Source organism: Marseilla massiliensis, from assembly GCF_023336985.1.
Taxonomy (GTDB): domain Bacteria; phylum Bacteroidota; class Bacteroidia; order Bacteroidales; family Bacteroidaceae; genus Prevotella; species Prevotella intestinigallinarum.
The window spans coordinates 92,898-113,354 of the sequence record NZ_JAMBLP010000009.1; the positions used below are offsets into that span (position 1 = coordinate 92,898).

At 54.7% G+C, this 20,457-nt stretch carries 18 protein-coding genes; 6 read left to right on the forward strand and 12 right to left on the reverse strand.

The genetic code is table 11. From position 1 onward, the window contains the following. Positions 1-11 precede the first annotated feature (11 nt). The 8 genes from M3089_RS08395 to M3089_RS08430 form a co-directional block, all read right to left on the reverse strand. Positions 12-578, reverse strand: a complete 567-nt coding sequence (locus M3089_RS08395) for a DUF4948 family protein (RefSeq protein WP_449566841.1) — start codon at positions 576-578, stop codon at positions 12-14. Between the two features lie 53 nt (positions 579-631). Next, entirely contained in the window at positions 632-1,522 is an 891-nt protein-coding gene (locus tag M3089_RS08400; protein WP_249083308.1) for a hypothetical protein, read from the reverse strand. Between the two features lie 215 nt (positions 1,523-1,737). After that, entirely contained in the window at positions 1,738-2,289 is a 552-nt protein-coding gene (locus tag M3089_RS08405) for a DUF4240 domain-containing protein (protein ID WP_249083310.1), read from the reverse strand. 73 nt (positions 2,290-2,362) lie between these two features. Further along, a complete protein-coding gene (locus M3089_RS08410) occupies positions 2,363-3,121 on the reverse strand; it encodes a DUF4261 domain-containing protein (RefSeq protein WP_249083312.1) in 759 nt (252 codons plus the stop codon). Positions 3,122-4,079: 958 nt separating this feature from the next. Next, positions 4,080-4,775 carry a GNA1162 family protein gene (locus tag M3089_RS08415; protein ID WP_249083314.1) on the reverse strand — a complete coding sequence of 232 codons (696 nt, stop codon included), beginning with the start codon at positions 4,773-4,775 and terminating at the stop codon, positions 4,080-4,082. Continuing rightward, the gene (locus M3089_RS08420; RefSeq protein ID WP_249083316.1) at positions 4,772-5,119 is read right to left on the reverse strand and encodes a DUF4810 domain-containing protein; all 348 of its coding nucleotides are present in this window, start codon (positions 5,117-5,119) and stop codon (positions 4,772-4,774) included. The genes M3089_RS08415 and M3089_RS08420 overlap by 4 nt, the downstream gene beginning before the upstream one ends. Continuing rightward, positions 5,116-5,451 (reverse strand): hypothetical protein, encoded by a 336-nt coding sequence (locus M3089_RS08425; RefSeq protein WP_249083319.1) that lies wholly within the window; start codon positions 5,449-5,451, stop codon positions 5,116-5,118. Before M3089_RS08425 ends, M3089_RS08420 begins: the two co-directional genes overlap by 4 nt. Next, complete coding sequence (locus M3089_RS08430) at positions 5,448-6,374, reverse strand: CsgG/HfaB family protein (protein WP_249083321.1); 927 nt, start codon at positions 6,372-6,374, stop codon at positions 5,448-5,450. The genes M3089_RS08425 and M3089_RS08430 overlap by 4 nt, the downstream gene beginning before the upstream one ends. A gap of 968 nt (positions 6,375-7,342) precedes the next feature. On the opposite strand from M3089_RS08430, the gene M3089_RS08435 reads away from it, so the two are divergent. The 3 genes from M3089_RS08435 to M3089_RS08445 all read left to right on the forward strand — a co-directional run bounded on the left by M3089_RS08435 (position 7,343) and on the right by M3089_RS08445 (position 11,021). Then, positions 7,343-8,188, forward strand: a complete 846-nt coding sequence (locus M3089_RS08435) for a DUF3737 family protein (protein ID WP_249083322.1) — start codon at positions 7,343-7,345, stop codon at positions 8,186-8,188. Positions 8,189-8,249: 61 nt separating this feature from the next. Further along, positions 8,250-9,170, forward strand: a complete 921-nt coding sequence (locus tag M3089_RS08440) for an EamA family transporter (protein WP_249083324.1) — start codon at positions 8,250-8,252, stop codon at positions 9,168-9,170. 603 nt (positions 9,171-9,773) lie between these two features. Continuing rightward, complete coding sequence (locus M3089_RS08445; protein ID WP_249083326.1) at positions 9,774-11,021, forward strand: DUF418 domain-containing protein; 1,248 nt, start codon at positions 9,774-9,776, stop codon at positions 11,019-11,021. A gap of 208 nt (positions 11,022-11,229) precedes the next feature. Here M3089_RS08445 and M3089_RS08450 read toward each other — a convergent pair whose 3' ends face one another. Beyond that, positions 11,230-11,670, reverse strand: coding sequence for a MarR family winged helix-turn-helix transcriptional regulator (locus M3089_RS08450; RefSeq protein ID WP_249083328.1), 441 nt, complete (start codon positions 11,668-11,670; stop codon positions 11,230-11,232). 211 nt (positions 11,671-11,881) lie between these two features. Here M3089_RS08450 and M3089_RS08455 point away from each other — a divergent pair, with 211 nt between their 5' ends. From M3089_RS08455 to M3089_RS08465, 3 genes are all read left to right on the forward strand, one after another. Beyond that, the gene (locus M3089_RS08455; protein ID WP_249083330.1) at positions 11,882-12,751 is read left to right on the forward strand and encodes a pirin family protein; all 870 of its coding nucleotides are present in this window, start codon (positions 11,882-11,884) and stop codon (positions 12,749-12,751) included. A gap of 18 nt (positions 12,752-12,769) precedes the next feature. Next, complete coding sequence (locus M3089_RS08460; protein WP_249083332.1) at positions 12,770-13,621, forward strand: pirin family protein; 852 nt, start codon at positions 12,770-12,772, stop codon at positions 13,619-13,621. A 191-nt stretch (positions 13,622-13,812) separates the two neighbouring features. Continuing rightward, positions 13,813-14,235 carry a DoxX family protein gene (locus tag M3089_RS08465; protein ID WP_249083333.1) on the forward strand — a complete coding sequence of 141 codons (423 nt, stop codon included), beginning with the start codon at positions 13,813-13,815 and terminating at the stop codon, positions 14,233-14,235. Positions 14,236-14,396: 161 nt separating this feature from the next. Here M3089_RS08465 and M3089_RS08470 read toward each other — a convergent pair whose 3' ends face one another. The 3 genes from M3089_RS08470 to M3089_RS08480 form a co-directional block, all read right to left on the reverse strand. Beyond that, positions 14,397-14,930, reverse strand: a complete 534-nt coding sequence (locus M3089_RS08470; RefSeq protein ID WP_205111862.1) for a hypothetical protein — start codon at positions 14,928-14,930, stop codon at positions 14,397-14,399. Positions 14,931-14,998: 68 nt separating this feature from the next. Then, complete coding sequence (locus M3089_RS08475) at positions 14,999-16,342, reverse strand: MFS transporter (RefSeq protein WP_205111864.1); 1,344 nt, start codon at positions 16,340-16,342, stop codon at positions 14,999-15,001. Positions 16,343-16,391: 49 nt separating this feature from the next. Next, complete coding sequence (locus tag M3089_RS08480) at positions 16,392-20,156, reverse strand: DUF4922 domain-containing protein (RefSeq protein WP_249083335.1); 3,765 nt, start codon at positions 20,154-20,156, stop codon at positions 16,392-16,394. Between the last annotated feature and the right edge of the window lie 301 nt (positions 20,157-20,457).

Here is a 20,457-nt window from a genome sequence, read left to right on the forward strand (position 1 = left end):
CGTGAGTCGCATTACGGGAAGTATTGTATGCGTATATACCAGTTCTTGTCAATTGGCTTATATATGTCAACCATTTTGTATGAGTCGGAGTCGTGTCTTGCGAAAAACACTTCGTTGAGGTCTTTGCCCTCTATGAGTTCCGAATGTGGCGGTGTCTTGCTGTAAATGATGTTCTTATACAGCCCGAACGATGTGAATGCCTTGCAGTAGTATGTGAACTCTACGCATGTGTCTTCGGCCGCCCCGGTATCGTGCTTACCCTTTTCCGGGGCGTGAAACCCTATCCACAGGCACCGTGTTTCCTCGACAAGCGAATCAAGGCGTGGGCTGTTGGCTTTGAGAAAAGCGTAGAGCAACGAGTCGTCAGCTGCCAGCAGGCTGTCTGGCCCGTACCCATTGCTAGTGTAATACATGTCGCAATTGCTTTGCCACACGGTTTCTGCTGTTTGTTCGAAACTGCTTCTTTTGGCGTTGAATATGCTTATAAGTTGACTGTCTGTCGGCATTTCCGACCAGTCGGCACATCCATACAGAAGCATAGATAGTATGATTGCCAGTGTGATACGTGTAATGTGCATCTCGAAAATTAATGTCGTTTATGTCGCTCCGGGTATATCGTGGTGTCACAGCCTCATGGCTTGATGTCTGTCAGGTGCATCACACCATAGTGTTGCTCGGGGCATTCCAAGTAGAAATATCTTGTCACTTGAGTGCTGTCAGGCAGTTTTTGGAATCTCATTGCTATTTTGTGCATGTTGTTTATGGTGCCGACCGACTCAAATGTTGTTGTCTCCAGCCATTTCCAACTTGGCCTCCCGTTTCCCCACAGCATGTTTCCTAACATATTGCCGTCGGCCAGTCGGGCCTGCAAGGCTGGCGAGCAATAGGCTTGCAGTATTTCATCGACTGATTGGCGTGACTGTTCCGGCAGCGACAGCTCATGCATGCACAGTGCCAGGAACTCAGAGATAAAGCTTGCCTCTGTCGACAAATCCCCATCCATAACATCGTCGTGCGGGTATTGGCATACTGGATATGACGGGGTGAAAGCCAATATTCGCGTTGTGCAGTCGTCTGTACCATATTCGCAACAAGAAGCGTATGCGTAACAAGTAGTGGGAGAGAAGTATAGCGGGCCGACCGTCAACTCAGTCTGTCCGACCGAGTGTTCTGCCATAAAGCTTTGGGGTGACACAACGAAATCTTTGATAACAGGCCTGCCGTCTTTGCTTATTGTGATTCGGCTGGCATATATGGCATACCGTTGTGCTCCGATTCCGCATGTGTCGAGGTGTTCATGACCGTGGTAAAACTGCTCGATGCTCATATGCCACGCCCCGAAAGTGGTGTCGACATGTTGCGGTTGGTTTTCAAAAGCCCCGATATCTGCAGGCACCAACCTGCTTACGGTGTCGTTATGCAGTATGTTGCGTTCCGCTGCAAGGCCTTGCCGGTTGTCCGAAAGGCTGTAGTTGTCGTTAAGCATACAAGCTGCTATAAAAACCAGAGGAACTATTTTCATTGTCGTCGTCGTCTTTTGTTGCTTTCTCCCTGTTGTCGGGCCGTTGCGCGCAGGCTTAGCCTTGGGGGCTTCATTCCCAAGGTGGTTTTACCAGTCTGTTGCTTTATCCGGCTCGCCATGGCCGTTTGCCTTGCCATGGCTTTGGGTATCGTGTATTGCGGCATGCCGGTGGCCAACCGTTGTGTCCTATGCCGGCAGGCAATATGCAGCCATGTTCAGAACACATCGTTGCCCCACCATTTGTCGAATGTGCGCGGGCATACCTTGCGTATAGACTCTTCGTCGTCCTCATCCCACTCAAAATCAATGTCATACGTGCGTAGCGGCATGGAATAGCGTTCTGCTGCAACATTGAAATAGTCTTCGTCGTCGGTCCGCTCCTCGAGAACCTCAATGACGGCATAGTCAAGTTCCTCTTGTTCAGGATAGTCGTTGTCTTCCGGGTCTTCGAGTTTGGCGAACACGTCGCACAGCGAGTCGGCATCCTCCAATGCCTTGTAGAACACCTCGCGCCCCCGGGCAATGAGCCAGAACCGGAAATAGTCGAATGAGTCATCGCTGCATCCGCCGAGCACAACGTATGCCACAGCCCACAGGTCTTGCCTGTACGACATGTTGCAAAAGTGCGTCCACCAATACATATAGCCAAACAGCTCGTCTTCAGACAGCGGGGCCAGGCATTCCTTGAGGCGCCGTCCGTGGTTGGAATCTTCAATAATCGACCAAAATCTGCCTTCGGTCATCAGCTTGGATGGGTCTTTTTTCATTTTGTTGATTTTAGGGTTGCTTTATTGTTCATGTTGCCTTTGGCCGCATTTTACGGCCTAAGGCACCCCGGCTCTACCGTGGATATTCAATCTTGATGCTCTTGCCGTCCAATGCAATGGCGTCGCTTATGGTTATGGCCAGCTTCTGTTCTGCCGAAAATCCCAAGGTCTCGCCATCGTTGAGGGTCACGTCGCCATCCAATACATAGGCCGTTATGTTAAGGAGAAAGTCGCGCATGTCGTTCAGGTCGGCATTGTCGGCATACACCTCCATCTCTTCCTTGCCGAACTTTCTCATGCCGTAAGTGTATATGCCCGAGTGTTCGGCTGTGCGGTAAACGCCAAACCACACCCAGTCTAATATCGGCAGGGCGTCGTCATACTTCTTCATCAGCGAAGCCACATCGTTGTAAAAGCCCGGATGGAACACAGCCCCGTCGGTATATACGGCGGTGGCTCCATCCTGCCTGAGGCATGAAGCCACGATCTTGGTGAACAGCTTGCCGCGCTCTATCAGTCCGGCCTCCTTGCCAATCACCGAGACAATGATTTGGGCCTTGTGGTTTTTGGCCGCGTCGACGGCTTCCGGCCACATGTAGTTTGCGGCTGCGTAATGCTCGGCCTCGCCGTTCGGAACCGGGGCCGGCATAAAGGCGGCTGCCACCGTAATGTCGCCGAGTGTGCAAACCATAGCGTCGTCGCTGTCGTTGTCTGCCAGTTCGATGCCCCAGTCTGCCTTGCAGTCGTTAATGAGTTTTGCTTTGTCCCACTGGCATTCAGACAGTAGCACGAATGCCACAAATACTCCTGTATGGTTGTTTTCTTTTCCCATGCTAAATTGTTTTAATCTTGTTAGAGTTTCTTTTACAGCACAGTGTGAGGAATCTGTCATTGGCCAGTGATGCTATCCGGGCCATTTCCCTTTTGCTAACTTGCTGTGGCAAATATAATAAATATTCCCCAAACATTCGAGTGCCGTTTAGTTTTAATGTCAAAACGGCCAATGTTTGGCCGTCTGTTTGGCTTTATGCCCTCTTGCGGCAATATGTGCTTGTGCTGTTGTGACCCGTTGTGTTTGTAGGCAGTGTTTTTCATGCAGTTGGGTTTTGTTGCGTCGGCTCTTGCAAAGTGGGCGTGGGGCAAGTTGTCACAGCCCGTTCGCCTACCGTAAGCGCCCAATATGGCAGCTATGTTTGCCGGCATAAGCAGAAAAGACTGGGCTGTTGCAAAAACGATGGAGGCTGCTATGTGTGGTTTTGCTTGGTCAGTTGTGCACTGCCTGCCGCCGTACGGCCTTGATGTGGTGTCTTAGTCCGGGTTCCGCCTGAGCCATGCGTTCTGTTCGCAGCCTTGCGGCAGTCTATTGTTTTATGGTGGCTTCCACAATATTGCTGCCGGCAACGTTTGCCGAGTCTTTTTCCGAAAGAGTCGGAATAGTGGCCCGCAGGCAAGTCTTTGAGCACGTATTCGTTGCACTTCCGGCCGGCCTCAATCTTGTCGGTCGTGCAGTGCTAATTCTGTTTATTAGTTTTCAATAGTGTTGTTTGATTTTGGGGATATTAGAATAAAGGTGAAATCTCTTGTCTTTCATGTTGGTTTCTGTTGAAGATTTTGGTGGGGGAATATGTTGCGTTTTGCCATGGTGCAATGACGCGGAATATCAGATGAATTGCAAAACGTGCCGTTTCGGGCTGCAAAACGCACTGTAATGCACAATAAAACGTGCCGTTTCAGACGATGAAACGGCACGTTTTGTTACTCAGTTGATTGTCAATGACTTACAGGGGCGGCTATTTCTTTATGGTGGCTTTTACCAGTTTGCTGCCTGCCACGTTTACGTAGTCCTTGCGGAACGACCCCGAGTAGCGGCCGGCGGGCAGGTTAGAGAGCACGTGCTCGTTGCACTTGCGGCCCGCGTATATCTTGTCTGTCGATGCTGTGGAGATGGCGTTGAGGAGCGTGTTGACTATCAGGCCGGCCAGGCTGGTGCTGTTGCTGTCGTCGTCAGAGTCTACGCTGGTGTCGAGGGTTATGGCTCCCTCGCGCCCGTAGAGCGTGCGGCCCGTCTTGGTGGAGCGCAGGCGGTACTCTATGTTTACCGTTATCTTGCCGCAAACGTTGTCGCGCCGCCAGTCCTTTATTATGGTGAAGAGGGCCGCGTCGGCGCCGAGCACATCGTGGAACTTGCCCAGGTCGCCGTCGACGAACAGCTCGGCGTCGTATGCACTCTCGTGCTGAAGCATCTCCATCGTCATTTCCGGCGGAAATACATAGTAGCCCTTTTCGCACAGCGGATGGTAGAGCGAGGTATAGAAGTAGTCCTTTGCTTCGGCGTGGTTGGTGTTGTTGATGGGCGGCATGATGACTATCGACAGCGGTTGCTCCTCATACATGGCCGGATATTGGTCGGCGAGGGTGGGCGGTGAGGTGGTGACGCAGGCCGTGAGTGTGGCGCATCCCACGATGGCGGCTATGGTTTTCTTCATTTTTCTATCTGTTTTATTATCCGTGAGATGTACCTTTCTGATTCCGGGTAGAGCTTGATTTCCTGCCGGAGGAAGCTGAGGCCCTCGTCCTTCTTGCCCGTCTTGTAGAGCAGGTATCCGTATTCGGCATACAGACCCGGCGGCACCACGCCGCGCTTTCCGCCCTGATACTCGGTCATGCGGCGGTAGGTGTCGAGCAGTTTGGCCTGCAGCTCCTCAGTCTGCCGCTTGTTGTACTTGTAGATGGCGTTGTCATAGTTGTGCCACGAGTACAGACTCTCTGGCCCGGTGCAAGCGCATAACAGGAGCGCGGCGGCGAAAATCCACTTCAGGTTATTGCTCATGGCAGCGTGATTTGTTTCACCTCTTGAGTGGAAACCACAATCTTCTTCCTGTAGAGAGTCTTGTCGCCATGGCTCACGGTGACGGTGCGGGTGCCCGTTCCTATGCCGTATTGTGTGCCGTGGCGTGCAGACTTCTTGCCCTTCACCACGCGTGCCGTGAACGGTTTGCCGCCGTCAATGGTCATTTGCACGTCTTTTCCGGCATACTCATTGGGGCTGACAAACAGCAGGTAGGCCCTGTCTTCCTTGCCGCTCTGCTGCTCCACGGGCAGGTTGACCTTGCAACCGGCCATCAGCAGGGGCAGCGCGAGCATTATGATAGTCTTTCTCATTGTTCTTCCTCTATTATGTAGTTGCCCATGTTGGTGGCGTCAATCTTTTCGGACGTGTCCACCGTCACCACCGAATACTCCGTCTCGGGCGTGTTGCCTCCCGTGGCTGTCACCGTAGCCTGCCCCACCTTCTTGCCCGGCAGGGGAATCATGATGCCGGTCTGCGGGTTCTTCACCTTCTTCCCCTTGGTCTTTATGGCAAACGTCCTGCCATCCGTTATGCCCTGACTCTTGCCTCCGGCTATGAGCACTCCGTCCGTGTCGTAGGATATGAAGTAAGTCTTCCATGGGCTGTCGGCACACTTGTTCACAATGTTCTCCACCAGTTGGCCTATGGCTTCCGATATGGCCTTGTCGCTCAGCGTTGCGTCATAGCCGGCCTGTCCGCCCACTCCGAGGGTGGTCTTTGTGGTCACTTCGGCCGAGCCTTTGGCCTCGTCGGCGTATATTATGAGGCCGGTCGACACATCGACCAGCCTTACGGCCACGGCAGCATCCACGGTCTGGGTCTTCTGAGCGGAGAATACGCGGTTCTTGCCCGTCTCCTTCCGTCCGTATTCTGTCACCGAGCCGATGATCATGTAGTCGGCTCCTATGGTCTGTGCCGTGCCGTTGCCTTTCTGGCATTCGTCAAGAAGAGAAGCAAGGTCGTTTCTCTCCAGCAGTATAAACTTGCCGGTGGCGGCAAGCTTGGCCGACAGTATGTCAAGCGCCTGCTTGCCCATCGGGTCGTTCTCCTTGTCGTAGAATATGCCTTTTGCATACTGGGTCTCGTTCGAGAACCTGCCAATGGCCACCTTGCGCTTCAGGGTCAAGCCATTGTTTTCCACTTGCTGTGGCGTCTCTATGACTTCAGTCTCGCGCTGGGCCGCAGCATTTGCGACCAGAAGCATTAGCAAAAATATGAATAAAAGCCTGTTCATATCGTTGTATTTTTTGTTTTTGTTGATTTCGTGTCTTGTTCGGTTACGATTCAAAACGTTTGATGTATGTATGCGGTTGTGCCGCAATGGCATATTCAGACGGTCAGTGAGAGGGCGTGCCCTCTATTTCCCCGTGGTGTCTGAACTGATTGCAAATATACAAAATAGTTTAGAGTAGACGGGTATTTTATACTATATTATATTTCTGTTTTTTCGGCTCTTGCTTTTCTTGAAGTAGTTTTGATTTCATTAAAGTTGTCTTTTAAGTAGGTGTTCAAAATTAATTGCCATCAAATTGTGCGCTATGTAGGAGATGCATGCCAAAGTCCGAAGAGAGAGCTTGGCGGGCTACGCGACCGATGAGACTTTGGTATGCGGCCCGAAAGAGCACACAAGATGGTGGCAAAGATATAGAGGACAGCTGCAAGGTCTATTGTATCGGTTTATTTTGAACAGCTACTTATCACAGTTGCATTGAATGTCTTTGAGGCCATATTTGCATGTTTGTTTCATCACATGGCCCGCCATGCTCGTTGGCAAACAAACAAATCGGCCTCTAAAATATGCCTCTATCCGGCGGTTGAAAAGCAAAACGGCCTCTTAAAGACTCCGGCTGCCGGGCCGACACGGCCGTGATGTTTCTTTGAAATGCCTTGTCGGGCGTGCGGTTGTGTCGTCATTGGCGTGGCACGTGGTGGCCGAGAGGCCGTTTGTGAATGCGGTGTGAATATGTGGCGTCCAGATAATGATGCCTTTCAATCGCGGCTTTCACACAAAAACTAAATGGAACTTAAAGAATCACAAACAAGTAATTTATGCCAAAACATCCGTAAATGATATATCCGTTTACTCGGTTGAAAATATTAATTTTGCAGCGAAAATGAATTGCCGGCCGCCTTGCCGGGCGAGTGAAGCCACTGAAGACGGGCGGCAAACTGAAAATATAAACAGATAAAACGAATTATACAATGAAGACTATCAGCAACACTGAGTTTGGCGGAGAGCGCCCGCTGTTCGCATCACACGACCTGCACATCGACAATGTGACCATCCGTGAGGGTGAGTCGGCCATAAAAGAGTGTAGCAACATCATTGCGACCAACTGCCGTTTTGAGGGCAACTACCCCTTCTGGCATGTACATGGGTTTACCATCGACCGCTGTTACTTCGACGTCGGAGGGCGTTCAGCACTGTGGTATTCTGACCACCTGAAGATGACAAACACCAAGATAGACGCCCCGAAGATGTTTCGCGAGATGAACGACATTGACATCGAGAACGTGGAGATGACCGATGCCGACGAGGTGTTCTGGCGGTGCAAGCGCATCAACGCCAAGAACCTGAAGCTGCAGGGCGGGACCTATCCGTTCATGTTCAGCGAAGACATCACCATCGACGGGCTGGAGAGCGAGAGCAAGTATGTGTTCCAATACGTGAGGAACGTAGAGTTGCGCAATGCGCGCATAACTACCAAGGATGCTTTCTGGGAGGTTGAGAACGTCACCGTCTACGACTCTGAGCTCAACGGAGAGTACCTGGGGTGGCACTCGCGCAACCTTAGGCTGGTAAACTGCCATATCACGGGCGAGCAACCGCTCTGCTATGCCCACGACCTGGTGCTCGAGAACTGCACCTTCGGCCCCGACTGCGACCGCGCTTTCGAATACTCCACGCTTCAGGCCGACATACGCGGCTCGATAACCAACATAAAGAACCCCACGTCGGGGCGCATCGTGGCCGACGCCATCGGCTCTGTCACCATCGACGAGAACATCAAGGCGCCGGCCGACTGCGTGATAGAGACACGGCCGTAAGGCTGCCGCCTGTAGGCATAAGCCGTGAGGTAGTTTTCTTCAACCACCCAAACCGAATCTAATGAGCATTGGCAACTGCACACGGGCAGCGTCGCGCACAGCCATCATCATAGCCTATTTCCTGGTCTATGTGGTGTGGGGCTCCACCTATTTCTTCATCGGTGTGGCCCTCGAGGGGCTGCCGCCGTTTCTTCTCGGGGCTTTCCGCTTCACGGCGGCAGGGCTCATCTTGCTTGCCGTCTGCCGCCTGCGCGGTGAGCGCGTGTGGCGCACGGGACTGGTGCGGCGTTCGGCCGTGAGCGGTTTGGTGCTGCTTTTTGTCGACATGGCCGTCATCATGCTCGCCCAGCGATATGTCAGCAGCAGTCTGGTGGCCATAGTCGCCTCGTCTACCGCGGTGTGGATAATGCTGCTCGACGTGCCGGCGTGGCGGCAAACATTCAGCAATCCCGTGGCCGTGGCCGGCATACTGATGGGCTTTGGCGGTGTGGCACTGCTCTATGTCGAGCAGCTGGGCTCCGGCGGCAGTGCCGTCCACCATGAGCGTGGGGTGCTGCTGCTCGTGGCCGGGTGTGTCTCGTGGGCGCTGGGCACGCTCTACACAAAGTACCGCTCGTGCGGCACAGAGGCGGTGGGCGGCTTTGCCGGCTCGGCCTGGCAGATGCTTTCGGCCAGCGCTGCGTTCTGGGTTTGCGCGCTGCTTGGCGGCGATGCCGAGCAGACCGACCTGGGCGAGGTGCCGCGCCGCGCTTGGGCTGCATTGCTGTATCTTGTGACATGCGGGTCGATACTGGCCTATACGGCCTACGTATGGCTGCTGAAGGTGAGGCCGGCAACCGAGGTTGCAACCCACGCCTATGTCAACCCGGTGGTTGCCGTGGCCATTGGCGCGGGGGTGGGCGGCGAGCATGTCACCATTGTTCAGCTGTGCGGGCTGGCCGTGATACTACTCAGCGTCATGCTGGTGAGCAGGCGGCGCTGACGGCTGACTTTCCCGCGGCTGTGGCGCAGGCTTGCCGTTGGCTGTCGGTTCGGTAGTGGTTGATGTTTTTGCCAACACAAGACAAATGATGATAAGTAGCTGTTCAAAATTAACCGATACAATAGACCTTGCAGGTGTCTTCCATATCTTTGCCACCATCTTGTGTGCTCTTTCGGGCCGCATACCAAAGTCTCATCGGTCGCGTAGCCCGCTACGCTCTCTCTTCGGACTTTGGCATGCATCTTCGAAATAGCGCACAATTTGATGGCAATTAATTTTGAACACCTACTTACATGCCTCTGAAAGTGCATGCAGGCATGCCGTCAGGATGGGGCCGGGCCGCCCCGGTGGGGCCTGCATGCCGTTGGCCATGGCAGCGGGGCACATGTTGCACTGCAATAAGGGCCGTTTTACAACCCGAAACGGCACGTTTCGCAATCCAAAACGACCCGTATTGCAACCCGCTGACTGTCAGTCTGTTGGCCTGCTAGGCAGACTTGCGTGGCGGGCACGCAAAAGTAGGCATCGGCCGTGTGGCCGGGGGCATGCCGGCATGGGCACGGCCTACGGCCAGCATTTATAACATAAATACAAAATACACACATGGAAAATATCCGTAAAGGGCATGGCGGCATGGCCATGCCCGTAAGGAAGAAAGAGCGTTTCGCCATACTCGACATATTGCGCGGCTTCGCCCTCGTGGGCATAGCGGTGGCCAACTTCCCCGAGTTTGCGCTTTTCACCTTTCTCAAGCCCGACGCCGTGGCAGCCATGCCTACGGCCGGGGCCGACCGATGGGTGCGTTTCTTGCAGTATGTCTTCGTGGATGGAAAGTTTTACACCATCTTTTCGTTGCTCTTCGGCATAGGTTTCTCTATCATTATAAGCAACGCCATGAGGCGCGGGGCCAGCGGCTTCCGCATATTCTACCGCCGTATGGCCATACTGTTGGGCTTCGGCTTTGTGCACCTCATGTTTATATGGAGCGGCGACATACTCATGCTGTATGCGCTGATGGGTATGTTGCTGCCGTTGTTCCGCAACTGTTCCGACCGCACACTGCTGTCGTGGGCGGCCGTATTGCTCTTCGTCCCGGTGATAATCGATTTCGCCTGCGAGTTTGCCGGCGTAAGTCTGTCGGCCGGCGTGGTGAGGCTTCAGCAGCACTATTGCGCCAAGTATGGCATCACCGACGACAATTTCGCTTACTGGCTGCGCGATGCCGACAGCTATGGCGACGTGTTCCAGTTTCTGGTGCAGGGAGCCTTGGTGCGCGTGCAGGAGTTTGTCGACGGCAACCGCTACTTCAAGGTGATGGGATTGTTTCTAATCGGCTTCTGCATAGGGCGGCGGCGCATGTATGCCCACACCGTGATGCGGCGGCGCATGCTGCGCAGGGTGGCGCTGGCTGGATGCTTCGCAGGGTTGCCTTTGTCGGTGGTATATGCGTGGAGTGCTGTCAACGGCCACCCGTGGGGCAACGCGGCCCACAGTCTTCTCTACTTTGTCAGCGTCTACATAGTGGGCTTTGCCTATGTAGCCGCCATCTGCCTTGTTTACAACAGGCATCCCCGGGCAAGGGTCTTCAGCCTGTTCTCTGCTCCCGGGCGCATGGCCCTTACCAACTACATTGGCCAGTCTGTTTGGGGCATGGCCATATATTACGGCATTGGCCTGGGCCTGGGGGCATCCATGGGCCTGTCGCTGGTGGTGCCGGTGGCCGTTGGCGTGTGGCTCGTCGAGGCGCTTTTCAGTCTGCTGTGGCTGCGTTTCTTCAACTTCGGGCCGCTCGAGTGGATATGGCGCATGCTCACCTACGGCAGGCGTTTCCCGCTGCTGCAGAAGCAGTGAGGCCGGTTTCGCCGGGGCCGCGCCCCGGGTGTGGCTGCCGGTGCCGGCTCTGCTGCCCTGTAGGAGGGGCCGATGGCTGTTCCCGCATGTTTCGTCGCATAGCGTAGACTATGGCTAAGCATGAGGGAACATTCGTCATGCGTCAGTGGCCCATGGTGGCGGCGCCCCGGCCTGATGCCCCGGCGGCGCCCCGCCGATGGCTGTAGTGTCAGCTTATCTTGGCAATGAACTCGGTGAGGAGGCGGCCAAGGCTTTCGGCCACAGAGCAACTCATGTCCATCTCCGACAGCGAGGTGGCCACCAGGCCCGACACGTCGTCGATGCTCTGGCGCATGCTTTTGCCTTTGTCTGTCAGTGAAATTATGCGCTGCCTCTGGTCGGTGCAGTTGTAGCCGCGCATTACCAGGCCCTGCTTTTCAAGCCTTTGGAGCAGCGGGGTGACCGTGTTGCTCTCGAGCATGAGCCTGGCAGAGATTACGTTTACGGGCACCCCGTCTTGTTTCATGAGTATCTTCATCACAAGATATTGCGGATAGGTGATGCCCAAAGGCACAAGGTAGGTCTGGTATGTCTGTTGGATGAGCCTGTTGAGGGCATACAGCTTGAAGCTTACCTCGTCGTCTAATTGCTGAGATGGTATATTTCCCATTGTGTGGTTTTGTTTGCTTGGAACTGCAAAGTTACACAGTTTTTTCATTGGCGGGCCTTTTTCGCGTTTAAAAGACCCTTTTCCTGCCAAAAAGGTCAAGTCAGTCGTGTGCGACTGAAAAGCTTGCGCGTTGGCGCGCCTTGGCCGGGTTGTTGCATGAAGGCAATTGTCGGGATGCAACAAGCGCAACCGGCAGAAAGGAACATACAGAATGGAAAAGAAACAGATAGACTTCGTGACACACCCGCAGGGAGTTCACATGGTTGGCGACGGGTTCAGGGTGCACAACTTCATACCGCAGGTAGATGGTCTCGGACGCTACGACATGGACCCTTTCATACTGCTCGACTACAATGCGCTGATGCATGTTGAGCCTGGCGTGCAGAGAGGGGTGGGGCCGCACCCGCACCGCGGCTTTTCTACGGTGACGGTGGCCTACCATGGCAGTGTGGCCCATCGCGACAGCAAGGGAAACCATGGCGTGATACACGCGGGCGATGTGCAATGGATGACAGCGGCCGGTGGCGTGTTGCACGAGGAACTTTTTGAGAAGGAGTTTGCATCGAGGGGAGGCGATTTCCAGATGGTTCAGCTTTGGGTGAACTTGCCCGAAAGCCATAAGGCCGACGCGCCGTCGTACCAGGCAATAAGGCATGAAGACATGGGCTTCTATGCTTTGCCCGGCGGCAAAGGGGTGGTAGAGGTAATCAGCGGAGAATACAAGGGCGTGGCGGGCCCGGCAAAGAGCGTCACCGATTTGAGCCTTTTCAATGTCAGGATGGGCAAGGGGGCTGCGGCCGACTTCGCCTTCCCGAAGGAAAACACCACGGCATTGCTTGTGATTAGCGGTGCTGTCGAAGTCAACGGCGTTGATGTGCCGCAAGACAACCTGCTGAAGTTCAAGCGCAAAGGCGAGGAGTTCAATGTCGTTGCGACCGAAGACGACACTGTGGTGCTGCTGTTTTCCGGTAAGCCTCTCAACGAGCCAATCTATGGCATGGGGCCTTTTGTGATGAGCAACCACGAAGATTTGGTCAAGGCATTCAGGGATTTCGGCAACGGAAAGTTTGGTGAGATGTGATTATAAATTATAAATGATATGGCAACAAAAGAAAGAAAAGTTATTCAGAAAGTAAAAGGCGTAAGGGCAGTAGACGGAGCCGGCGTTAGCCTGGTGAGGGTTTTGGGCAACGAGACGGTCTATGATTTCGACCCGTTTCTGATGCTCGACTCGTTTGACAGTACAAACCCCGACGATTACAGGCGCGGTTTCCCGGCACATCCGCACCGTGGCATAGAGACAGTGAGCTTCATAGCCAAGGGCCGCATGACCCACAAAGACCATCTGGGCAGCAAGCAAACCATTGGCGACGGCGAGGCGCAGTGGCTCACGGCCGGCTCGGGGGCGTTTCACTCTGAGCAGCCTTCGGGCGACAGGTTGCTGGGCTTGCAGCTGTGGCTCAACATGCCGAGAAAGCAAAAGATGGCCGCCGCACCGGCATACCATGGCATATTGCGCGATGAGATAAAGGAATTCAAGCTCGACGGAGGCACGCTTAGGCTGCTGACGGGCGAGTATACAGGGCAAAAGGGATGGCAAGGCAAGTATGTCCCGCTCGATTATTACGACATAAGCATCGATTCAAACGCCAGGCTGGCCATCGATGTGAAGCCGGAAAACACCGTGATGCTGTTTACCTTGTCTGGAAGCGTGGTTTCGGGCGGCTCGCACATCAGTGAGAAAACCGCAGCGCGTCTCGTTGACGGCGATGCCGTGACAATTGAGGCCGGTGAAGGCGGAGCCAGGGTGATGCTCATGTCGGCGCCCCCTCTGCATGAGCCAGTGGCGTGGTATGGGCCTATAGTGATGAACGAAGAGCGTGAACTGAATGTGGCCCTGCGCGAGCTCGAGGATGGAGAGTTTCTGAAAAGCAATACTAAATATCTTTAAAAGCTGCGCTATGCTTGTGTATTCAAACGATTAACTGTATATTTATATGTGTTAAAAATAATGTTTTAAATTATTTTCAGGATAAGTGCGGCCTTGGGCCGGTGGCAAAAGCAAGTTGCCCAACCGGCCCGGCCGGCGTCATAGCAACCTCACTATGAATGAAAGGTTGAATAAAATAAGGAATTGGAATTATGAAATTTGAAAAGGATTTTCTTCGCAGCACCGACCTCGGACTGTTGTTGTTGCGTATCGCTTTAGGTGGTCTGATGCTGTTTCACGGCATGCACAAGTTGATTTACGGCGTTGGTTTCATTGGCGACATGCTTGCCGCCATCGGCCTTCCATCGTTTATTGCCTATGGTTCGCTGCTTGCCGAGCTGGTGGCATCGCTGATGATAATCTGCGGTATATGGACTCGCTTGGCTTCAGTTGTCTTCGCCGGCAATATGGTGGTTGCCATACTCATGGCTCACGCCTCTGAGATGTTCTCTTTGTCGCCCATGACCGGCGGCCTGGTCATAGAATTGCCGCTGCTTTACCTGTTGGGTGCGGCAGTGTTGTGCCTTACCGGTGGTGGCCGGTTTGCGGTCACCAAGGGGACAGTACTTGACTGAGGCATGTTGCTGAAGCGGGGCTGTGAAGTGTTTTCCTGCGCCGTTCCCATGCAATGTTGTTATGATATTTATAAACAAATCCCCGGCCGGGAAGCCCCGGCCGGGGATTTGTTTGTCTGCAGTGTCGGCCTGTCGGCTTGTGGCCGGTGGTGGTGTTGCACTCACCTGCCTGTCGTGTCGTTTGGCAAGGCTTGTCCGTCGGCTTTGAGCTTCGGGGCATACCGTCTGGTCCAGTCGCTCCAACCGCCAACTTTAATGAGGTCGAACGAAGCCAGGGTCTCGCCGGTGTCCCAGTTGTCGAAGTAGCCGCGGAAGTGCTCGGAGTTGCCTCTTTGGTATAGTTCGTAGTCGCGTATGATGATGCGGTAGCCGTCGTCGTAGTCTATATAGATGCGTCCGTTGCGCACTTCCCACACAAATTCCACGTCACTGACAATACCGCTGTACCGTGCGTAGTCTATTTCGCGCCCGTAACCGCCGTTCGAGAAGTCGCCGTCTTGCACAAACCATATCTCCGTGTCCCAGCTGTCGCCGCCTCCGTAGCGGTCGGAGTAGTAGTCGCCTTGTATGCTTCCCTGCCAGTATCCGTTGAGGTCGTATGCTTGTTGCGTGTCGTCGTCGGTGCACCCGGACATTGTTGCCATCGCCACAATGGCTATGGCAATGGCTTTGATGTAGTGTCTTGTCTTTTGCATAAGTCGTTGTCTTTTGATGATTGTTTGCAAATTTAATTCAAATTCCATTCACTTCGGTTGTGAAAGGCCTATTTCATGTTAGGGGATTCCCTATCGCACTCATGCGCGTCCGGCTCTTCCTGCTCTGTTTTTCGCTTGCCGAAGTCGGGCTCTATCTTGAGGAATGCCGACACGACAAACGTCATCGAGCATGCCACCATGACGATGATGAAGAACATGCGGTAGCCAACGGCCTCTTGCAATGCACCGGCAAAGAGGCCCGGTATCATCATCGACAGGGCCATGAACGCCGTGCAAAGGGCGTAGTGGGCCGTCTTGTGCTCGCCGCGGCTGTAGTATATGAGGTACAGCATATAGGCCGAGAAGCCGAAACCATAGCCGAATTGCTCTACAAACACGCAGGCGTTGATTACCAGTAGGCTGTCGGGCATGGCGTAGCTCAGGTAAACATATACTGCATCGGGCAGCGTAATGGCGCATACCATGGGCCACAGCCAGCGCTTGAGTCCGTCGCGGCTGGCTGCTATGCCGCCGAGAATGCCTCCAAGGGTCAGGCCTATCACCCCCACGGTGCCCTGAACCAATCCGTATTCGGCGGGCGAAAGGCCGAGACCTCCGTTGTGTCCTGCGTCGATGAGAAACAGGGCCGAGACCTTGGCGAGCAGCCCTTCGGGCATCCGGTAGAACAGCATGAAGCAAATGCCGGCCACGACTTGCGGCTTGATGAAGAAGGTCTTGATGGTGTCACCCAGTTCGCTTATCAGCTTGCCTGCCCCCATCTTGCCCCTGTCGTTGTCTTCGGTAGGTTGCGGCAGGGCCCAGTTGTGGTAGAGCCAGAGGGCAATGAACAAGCCCGCCATGAAGTAAAACATCAGGCTCCACGAGTATCTCACGCTCCGGGTGAGCACTTCCAGGTTGCCGGCAATCATCACCAGGACGCCTTGTCCGAAGATGGTGGCTATGCGGTAGAATGTCGATCGTATGCCGACAAACCACGCCTGCTGGTGCTGGTCGAGCCCCAGCATGTAGAAACCGTCGGCAGCTATGTCGTGAGTGGCGCTCGAAAATGCCATCAGCCAGAAAAAGAACAGGGTGCCTTGAAGCCACCATTCGGCAGGGATGGTGAAGGCAACTCCGCCCAATGCGGCCCCAACGAGCAGCTGCATGGCCACAATCCACCAGCGTTTGGTCTTTATAATGTCGATGAACGGACTCCAGAATGGCTTTATGACCCATGGCAGATAGAGCCACGAAGTGTAGAGGGTGATGTCTGTGTTAGACAGTCCGAGCCTCTTGTACATTATTAATGATATGGTCATTACGGCCACGTAGGGTATGCCTTCGGCAAAATACAGCGTTGGAACCCATGTCCACGGGCTGCGTCGTTTGGTTGTCTTTGGTGTCGTTTTCATTGTGACTGATAAGTCTCCTTGCTTTTACCTTGTTGTGATGGCGTAAGTCCTATCTGTATATCTCCTTGATTTCAGCCCCTCGGTAGTAATGTAGCAGTATGCGGTCGTAGCTGTATCCCTGCTCGCCCATTACCGCGGCGCCTATCTGGCAGAGCCCCACGCCGTGGCCCCAGCCGGCACCTACGATGGTGAATCGGCCCGGTATGCCGTCTGCTATATCGCTTTTGTCAACCACGAATGCGCTGCTGTATAGGTGGCTTTCGCTCAGGGCGCGGCGTATTTCGAGCTCTTTTCCTATAGTGAACTGTTTTTTTGTGCCCACTATTCGCAGTTTCCAGATGCGTCCGCTCTTCCCTCTTGCCAGCGGAACGAGGTCGGTTATTGCCCCGAAGTCTTCGCCGAGGTTCTTGCATATAAGCTCCGCCAGTTGGCTCTGGGTGTATTCCACCCTCCAGCGGAAGAAGTCGGGAGTCTCCTGGTCGTAGTCGTTGAGCACTTGAGTAAGCACTTTCTTGTCGGCGGTGTTGCAGAATGACTCTGGTGCAGAGCGTATCCAGCGTTCCGCTTCGTCTTCTTTCGTCAGGTCGGGCAATGCTCCCTTTGCCCCGTCTCTTATTGCGATGAGGTAAGGTTTCGGGGTGTCTTCCCAGCAATATTGGAATTCCTCGGTCACTCCGCCGCAGCATTTGCTGAACCGTGCGTCGCATATTTCTTCGCCGTATGCCAGTATCTGGCCCCTTGTTGCTTTCACAGCGTTTTCCACCGAGGGCGTGCCGGCCCTCGTAATGCCCTGATACCGTTGGCAATGGTCGTCGGCGCAGACGTCAAAGATGGTATGGTCTTCACGGTCATACCATTTTATGGCTTCGTCGTCGTGCTTTGCAAACGAGAAGAAACCGCCCGAGTTGCCACGCTGGCTGCGCCTCTTCTCCATTTGGGCAAGCAGCCAGCTGCGTGAGATGACGGCGTGTGCCTTCAGCAGTTCGGCCGACGACGTGGCCCTCATTTCGCTGGATATCACACTGACGAGATACTTTTCAACCGGCAGTCGGTTTATTGCAGTGATGCTGTCTGCCTCGACCACGAGGTGGAGCGAGCCGTTGAACGTCTGTGTCTCCTTGCGTTCCCAATGAAAGTTCACGCCTATGGTTACCTCATGCAGCGAGAACGAGGCGTCGGGGGCCAGCGGTGTGAATGTGAGTTCGCGGTATTGGTTGCCCCGCCACACTATCCCGCCTTCGGAAAACTCTACGGTCTGTTCGCCCACGATGGTCTCGCCCTTCGCCGAGTAGGGGGCGTTGAGCGTGAAGTCTATTCGCTTCCGGCTCATGATGCCTACGGCCACATGTGGTTCCTGCATGGCTTGGTTGGCGCATCTGGCTGCTTTTGCGGCAGCCTTCACTTTGGTTATGATGTCGGCCACGTCGGTTTCCGAGCACGACACTTCCCTGAGTATGGCTGTTGCGGCCTTGGGCGTCAGCCTGTCGAAGTCTTCCTTGCGGGGCGTTATGAGCAACCCTGACATGTCGAGTGCCCCCGGGCTTATTATCATCTGTGACTCGCCGCTGGCGTAATAGCAGTCGGGGCGGTGCTTGCGGCGCGGGAACACCACCGAGAGAACCTCATTGCCATTGTGCCAGCACACTATGTTCATCATGGGCTCGCGCTCGCCGTCGCGCAACGGCAGGGCGTTGTAGAGCATGTCGAAGAGCTGTCGGCCGTCGTCATTGTTGTTGGACCTGAGCAGGAAGGCTGCGCATGGGTATTCTGCTATTAGCCATATACCGGTTCCGTCGGGCCGTGTTTGCACAGGCGTGAGGCTGCGGCACAGCCTTTGCCAGGCCGCTTGCAGGGGCAGCAGTCCGCTTGTGCCGGCTTGGAAGTGTGCGTGGTCGGGGGCAGAGGCGCCGCAGAGGGGGCCGTTGTAGAACACCGTCAGCTTGGGATGTCTTTCGAGCAGGCTCAGCATCTCGCCATAGTTGCCGCGTATGGCTTGTGGTTCGTGGTGCAGTGATGGTATGGTGAAGTGCATGGGCAGTATCGGGAACGGGTTGACAAGCAACTCGTGGCCTTGCCCTGCGGGCGCCGTTGTCTGTTCGTCGGGCCTGTTTGCCGCGCAAAGGAAGCACGGCCGTGAGCCGATGTCTTTTTTGTCGATGCTTGCTCCGGTTGAAACCATCCGCGCCGGATTGTATTGTGCCTTGAGCGTAAGGGTGTCGCAGGCCAGTTCGCGTGTGCTGACGTCAAGCAGCTGCCGGTAGCGGCGGCGTGCGTCGGACCACGTCTGCAGTTGCCTGTCGAAGAACCTTTGCAGGCTGTCTGTCTCTGTTCTGTCGGCCTTTCCCTCGTTCATCTGCTGCCTCGCCTCTATCTCTATGGTGCGCAGCCGGTCTTTGTACAGGTTGTTGGCGTTCACCTTTTCTATCGGCAGGGCGGCGTCGCTGTTGCCTTCCCACCGCCGGCAGAGATACAGTTCGTCGAAAATGCGCCCTATGCGGTAGTGTCGTGAGAAGCGGAGCCCCATGGCATAGTCTTCGCCGTAGCTCGTATTGGGAAACGGTGTCTGCCTGAGCAGCGGCGTGAAGAATGCCCTTGGCGCGCCAAGTCCGTTTATCCGCAATGCGTTGTTGGCCCCGTTGGCCTCTGTCCATTCGGTGTGGGCTATGAGTCCGGGCGGAAGTGTGTTGAGGTTGAAGTCGCACATGCGGTAGGAGCCTATCACCATGGCAGCCTTTTGCTCACGGAACGCGTTGACAATGCGTTGCAGCGTTGCCGGCGAACTGTAAAGGTCGTCGCTGTCAAGCTGCACGGCGAAGCGCCCGCAGCGCCTGTCGGCCACGGCCGTGTTCCAGCATCCGCCGATGCCGAGGTCGGTTCGCCCGGGTATGATGTGTATCAGTTTCGGGTCGTCCACACCAGACAGCAGTGCCGTGGTATTGTCGGTAGAGTGGTTGTCGACCACTATCACGTTGTAATCGAAGTCGGTTTCTTGTGACAGGGCGCTTTTCACGGCGTCGATTATGGTGCGTTCACGGTTTCTGACAGGTATCACCACAGAAGCCTCCACGTCGAAGTACTGCTCGTCGAAGTCGGGTGTGATGTAGCCCGACGGGTCTATTGCGGCCCCTATGTCGGTCAGGTGGCTGGTGGCGGCTTGCTCCATCTCTATCTGGACATCGCGGTTGGCGGGGTTTACATAGTCAAATTGCTTGACCCCGCTGGCCCTCGTGTCGGTTTCCTTTTCGGTGTACAGGTATTCGTTGAGGTGCACAATCCTGCCTTTCCGGCTTAGGAACAGCCGCAGGTCGTACAGTCCTGAATATGTGTAATGAGGCCCGGTGGAGCGTGCGGCGGCATATTTGCGCAAAAGCCGTGTGCGCATGAGCATCACAGAACCGAAGTCAAAATCGTCGCGTATGCTTCCGTATTGGTAGTCGATGGCTGGGTGTGGTCTCACCGTGCCGTTGTCTTCTGCCATGTGGTCGGCATATAGCATGGCGGCACCAGAGTCTTCGGCAGCCATCACCATGCGCTCTACAGCGCCTTCGCCTAATGTGATGGATGTGGCTTTAGTGCACAGAAGCACATATTCGGCCTCGCTCGTACCGGCCATGGCACCCATTGCGTCGCTGCCGGTGATGGTGCCTACGGCCATGGCATGGCACCCTTCGGGTATGTCGTCGATGTCGTCTGTTTCGTCAGGCAGCAGCAACGTTATCTTCCCTACGGCTGTGCTGCGGCTCAGGTCGGCCACAATCCGGGTGGCCTCGGCTGCGTTGCGGCACGCAAGGAAGCAGTCTGTCTTGATTGTCATGTATGAATTAGTTGTTAATTTGCGACAAAGTTACAGAAAAAAAACGTAACCGACGAATATTGGGATGGCGAATGAGCGCGTGTGCAAAGAAAACTTTCTGTGGCCTGCGGCCGACGTTCAGCCGGCGGGCGGGTGGTGTGCCTGCTGCCTGAATAACCCCCGTTTTGCCGTGCTTTTACCGCTATTGTTGCGTCTCGGTGGGCTGCAAAGGCTCCATAACATGGCTTATGGATGGGAATCATGTCTTGTTTTCGCCAATAATTCGTATCTTTGTTTGCTGAAACTGCAATAAAACCGAAAT

What these genes read in the sequence shown, in the direction of transcription:
- M3089_RS08430 (WP_249083321.1), bottom strand. Translation starts at nt 6,374, where the DNA reads ATGAACAGGCTTTTATTCATATTTTTGCTAATGCTTCTGGTCGCAAAT.
- M3089_RS08435 (WP_249083322.1), top strand. Translation starts at nt 7,343, where the DNA reads ATGAAGACTATCAGCAACACTGAGTTTGGCGGAGAGCGCCCGCTGTTC.
- M3089_RS08400 (WP_249083308.1), bottom strand. Translation starts at nt 1,522, where the DNA reads ATGAAAATAGTTCCTCTGGTTTTTATAGCAGCTTGTATGCTTAACGAC.
- M3089_RS08415 (WP_249083314.1), bottom strand. Translation starts at nt 4,775, where the DNA reads ATGAAGAAAACCATAGCCGCCATCGTGGGATGCGCCACACTCACGGCC.
- M3089_RS08405 (WP_249083310.1), bottom strand. Translation starts at nt 2,289, where the DNA reads ATGAAAAAAGACCCATCCAAGCTGATGACCGAAGGCAGATTTTGGTCG.
- M3089_RS08420 (WP_249083316.1), bottom strand. Translation starts at nt 5,119, where the DNA reads ATGAGCAATAACCTGAAGTGGATTTTCGCCGCCGCGCTCCTGTTATGC.
- M3089_RS08470 (WP_205111862.1), bottom strand. Translation starts at nt 14,930, where the DNA reads ATGCAAAAGACAAGACACTACATCAAAGCCATTGCCATAGCCATTGTG.
- M3089_RS08395 (WP_449566841.1), bottom strand. Translation starts at nt 578, where the DNA reads ATGCACATTACACGTATCACACTGGCAATCATACTATCTATGCTTCTG.
- M3089_RS08440 (WP_249083324.1), top strand. Translation starts at nt 8,250, where the DNA reads ATGAGCATTGGCAACTGCACACGGGCAGCGTCGCGCACAGCCATCATC.
- M3089_RS08475 (WP_205111864.1), bottom strand. Translation starts at nt 16,342, where the DNA reads ATGAAAACGACACCAAAGACAACCAAACGACGCAGCCCGTGGACATGG.
- M3089_RS08455 (WP_249083330.1), top strand. Translation starts at nt 11,882, where the DNA reads ATGGAAAAGAAACAGATAGACTTCGTGACACACCCGCAGGGAGTTCAC.
- M3089_RS08480 (WP_249083335.1), bottom strand. Translation starts at nt 20,156, where the DNA reads ATGACAATCAAGACAGACTGCTTCCTTGCGTGCCGCAACGCAGCCGAG.
- M3089_RS08450 (WP_249083328.1), bottom strand. Translation starts at nt 11,670, where the DNA reads ATGGGAAATATACCATCTCAGCAATTAGACGACGAGGTAAGCTTCAAG.
- M3089_RS08425 (WP_249083319.1), bottom strand. Translation starts at nt 5,451, where the DNA reads ATGAGAAAGACTATCATAATGCTCGCGCTGCCCCTGCTGATGGCCGGT.
- M3089_RS08410 (WP_249083312.1), bottom strand. Translation starts at nt 3,121, where the DNA reads ATGGGAAAAGAAAACAACCATACAGGAGTATTTGTGGCATTCGTGCTA.
- M3089_RS08465 (WP_249083333.1), top strand. Translation starts at nt 13,813, where the DNA reads ATGAAATTTGAAAAGGATTTTCTTCGCAGCACCGACCTCGGACTGTTG.
- M3089_RS08445 (WP_249083326.1), top strand. Translation starts at nt 9,774, where the DNA reads ATGGAAAATATCCGTAAAGGGCATGGCGGCATGGCCATGCCCGTAAGG.
- M3089_RS08460 (WP_249083332.1), top strand. Translation starts at nt 12,770, where the DNA reads ATGGCAACAAAAGAAAGAAAAGTTATTCAGAAAGTAAAAGGCGTAAGG.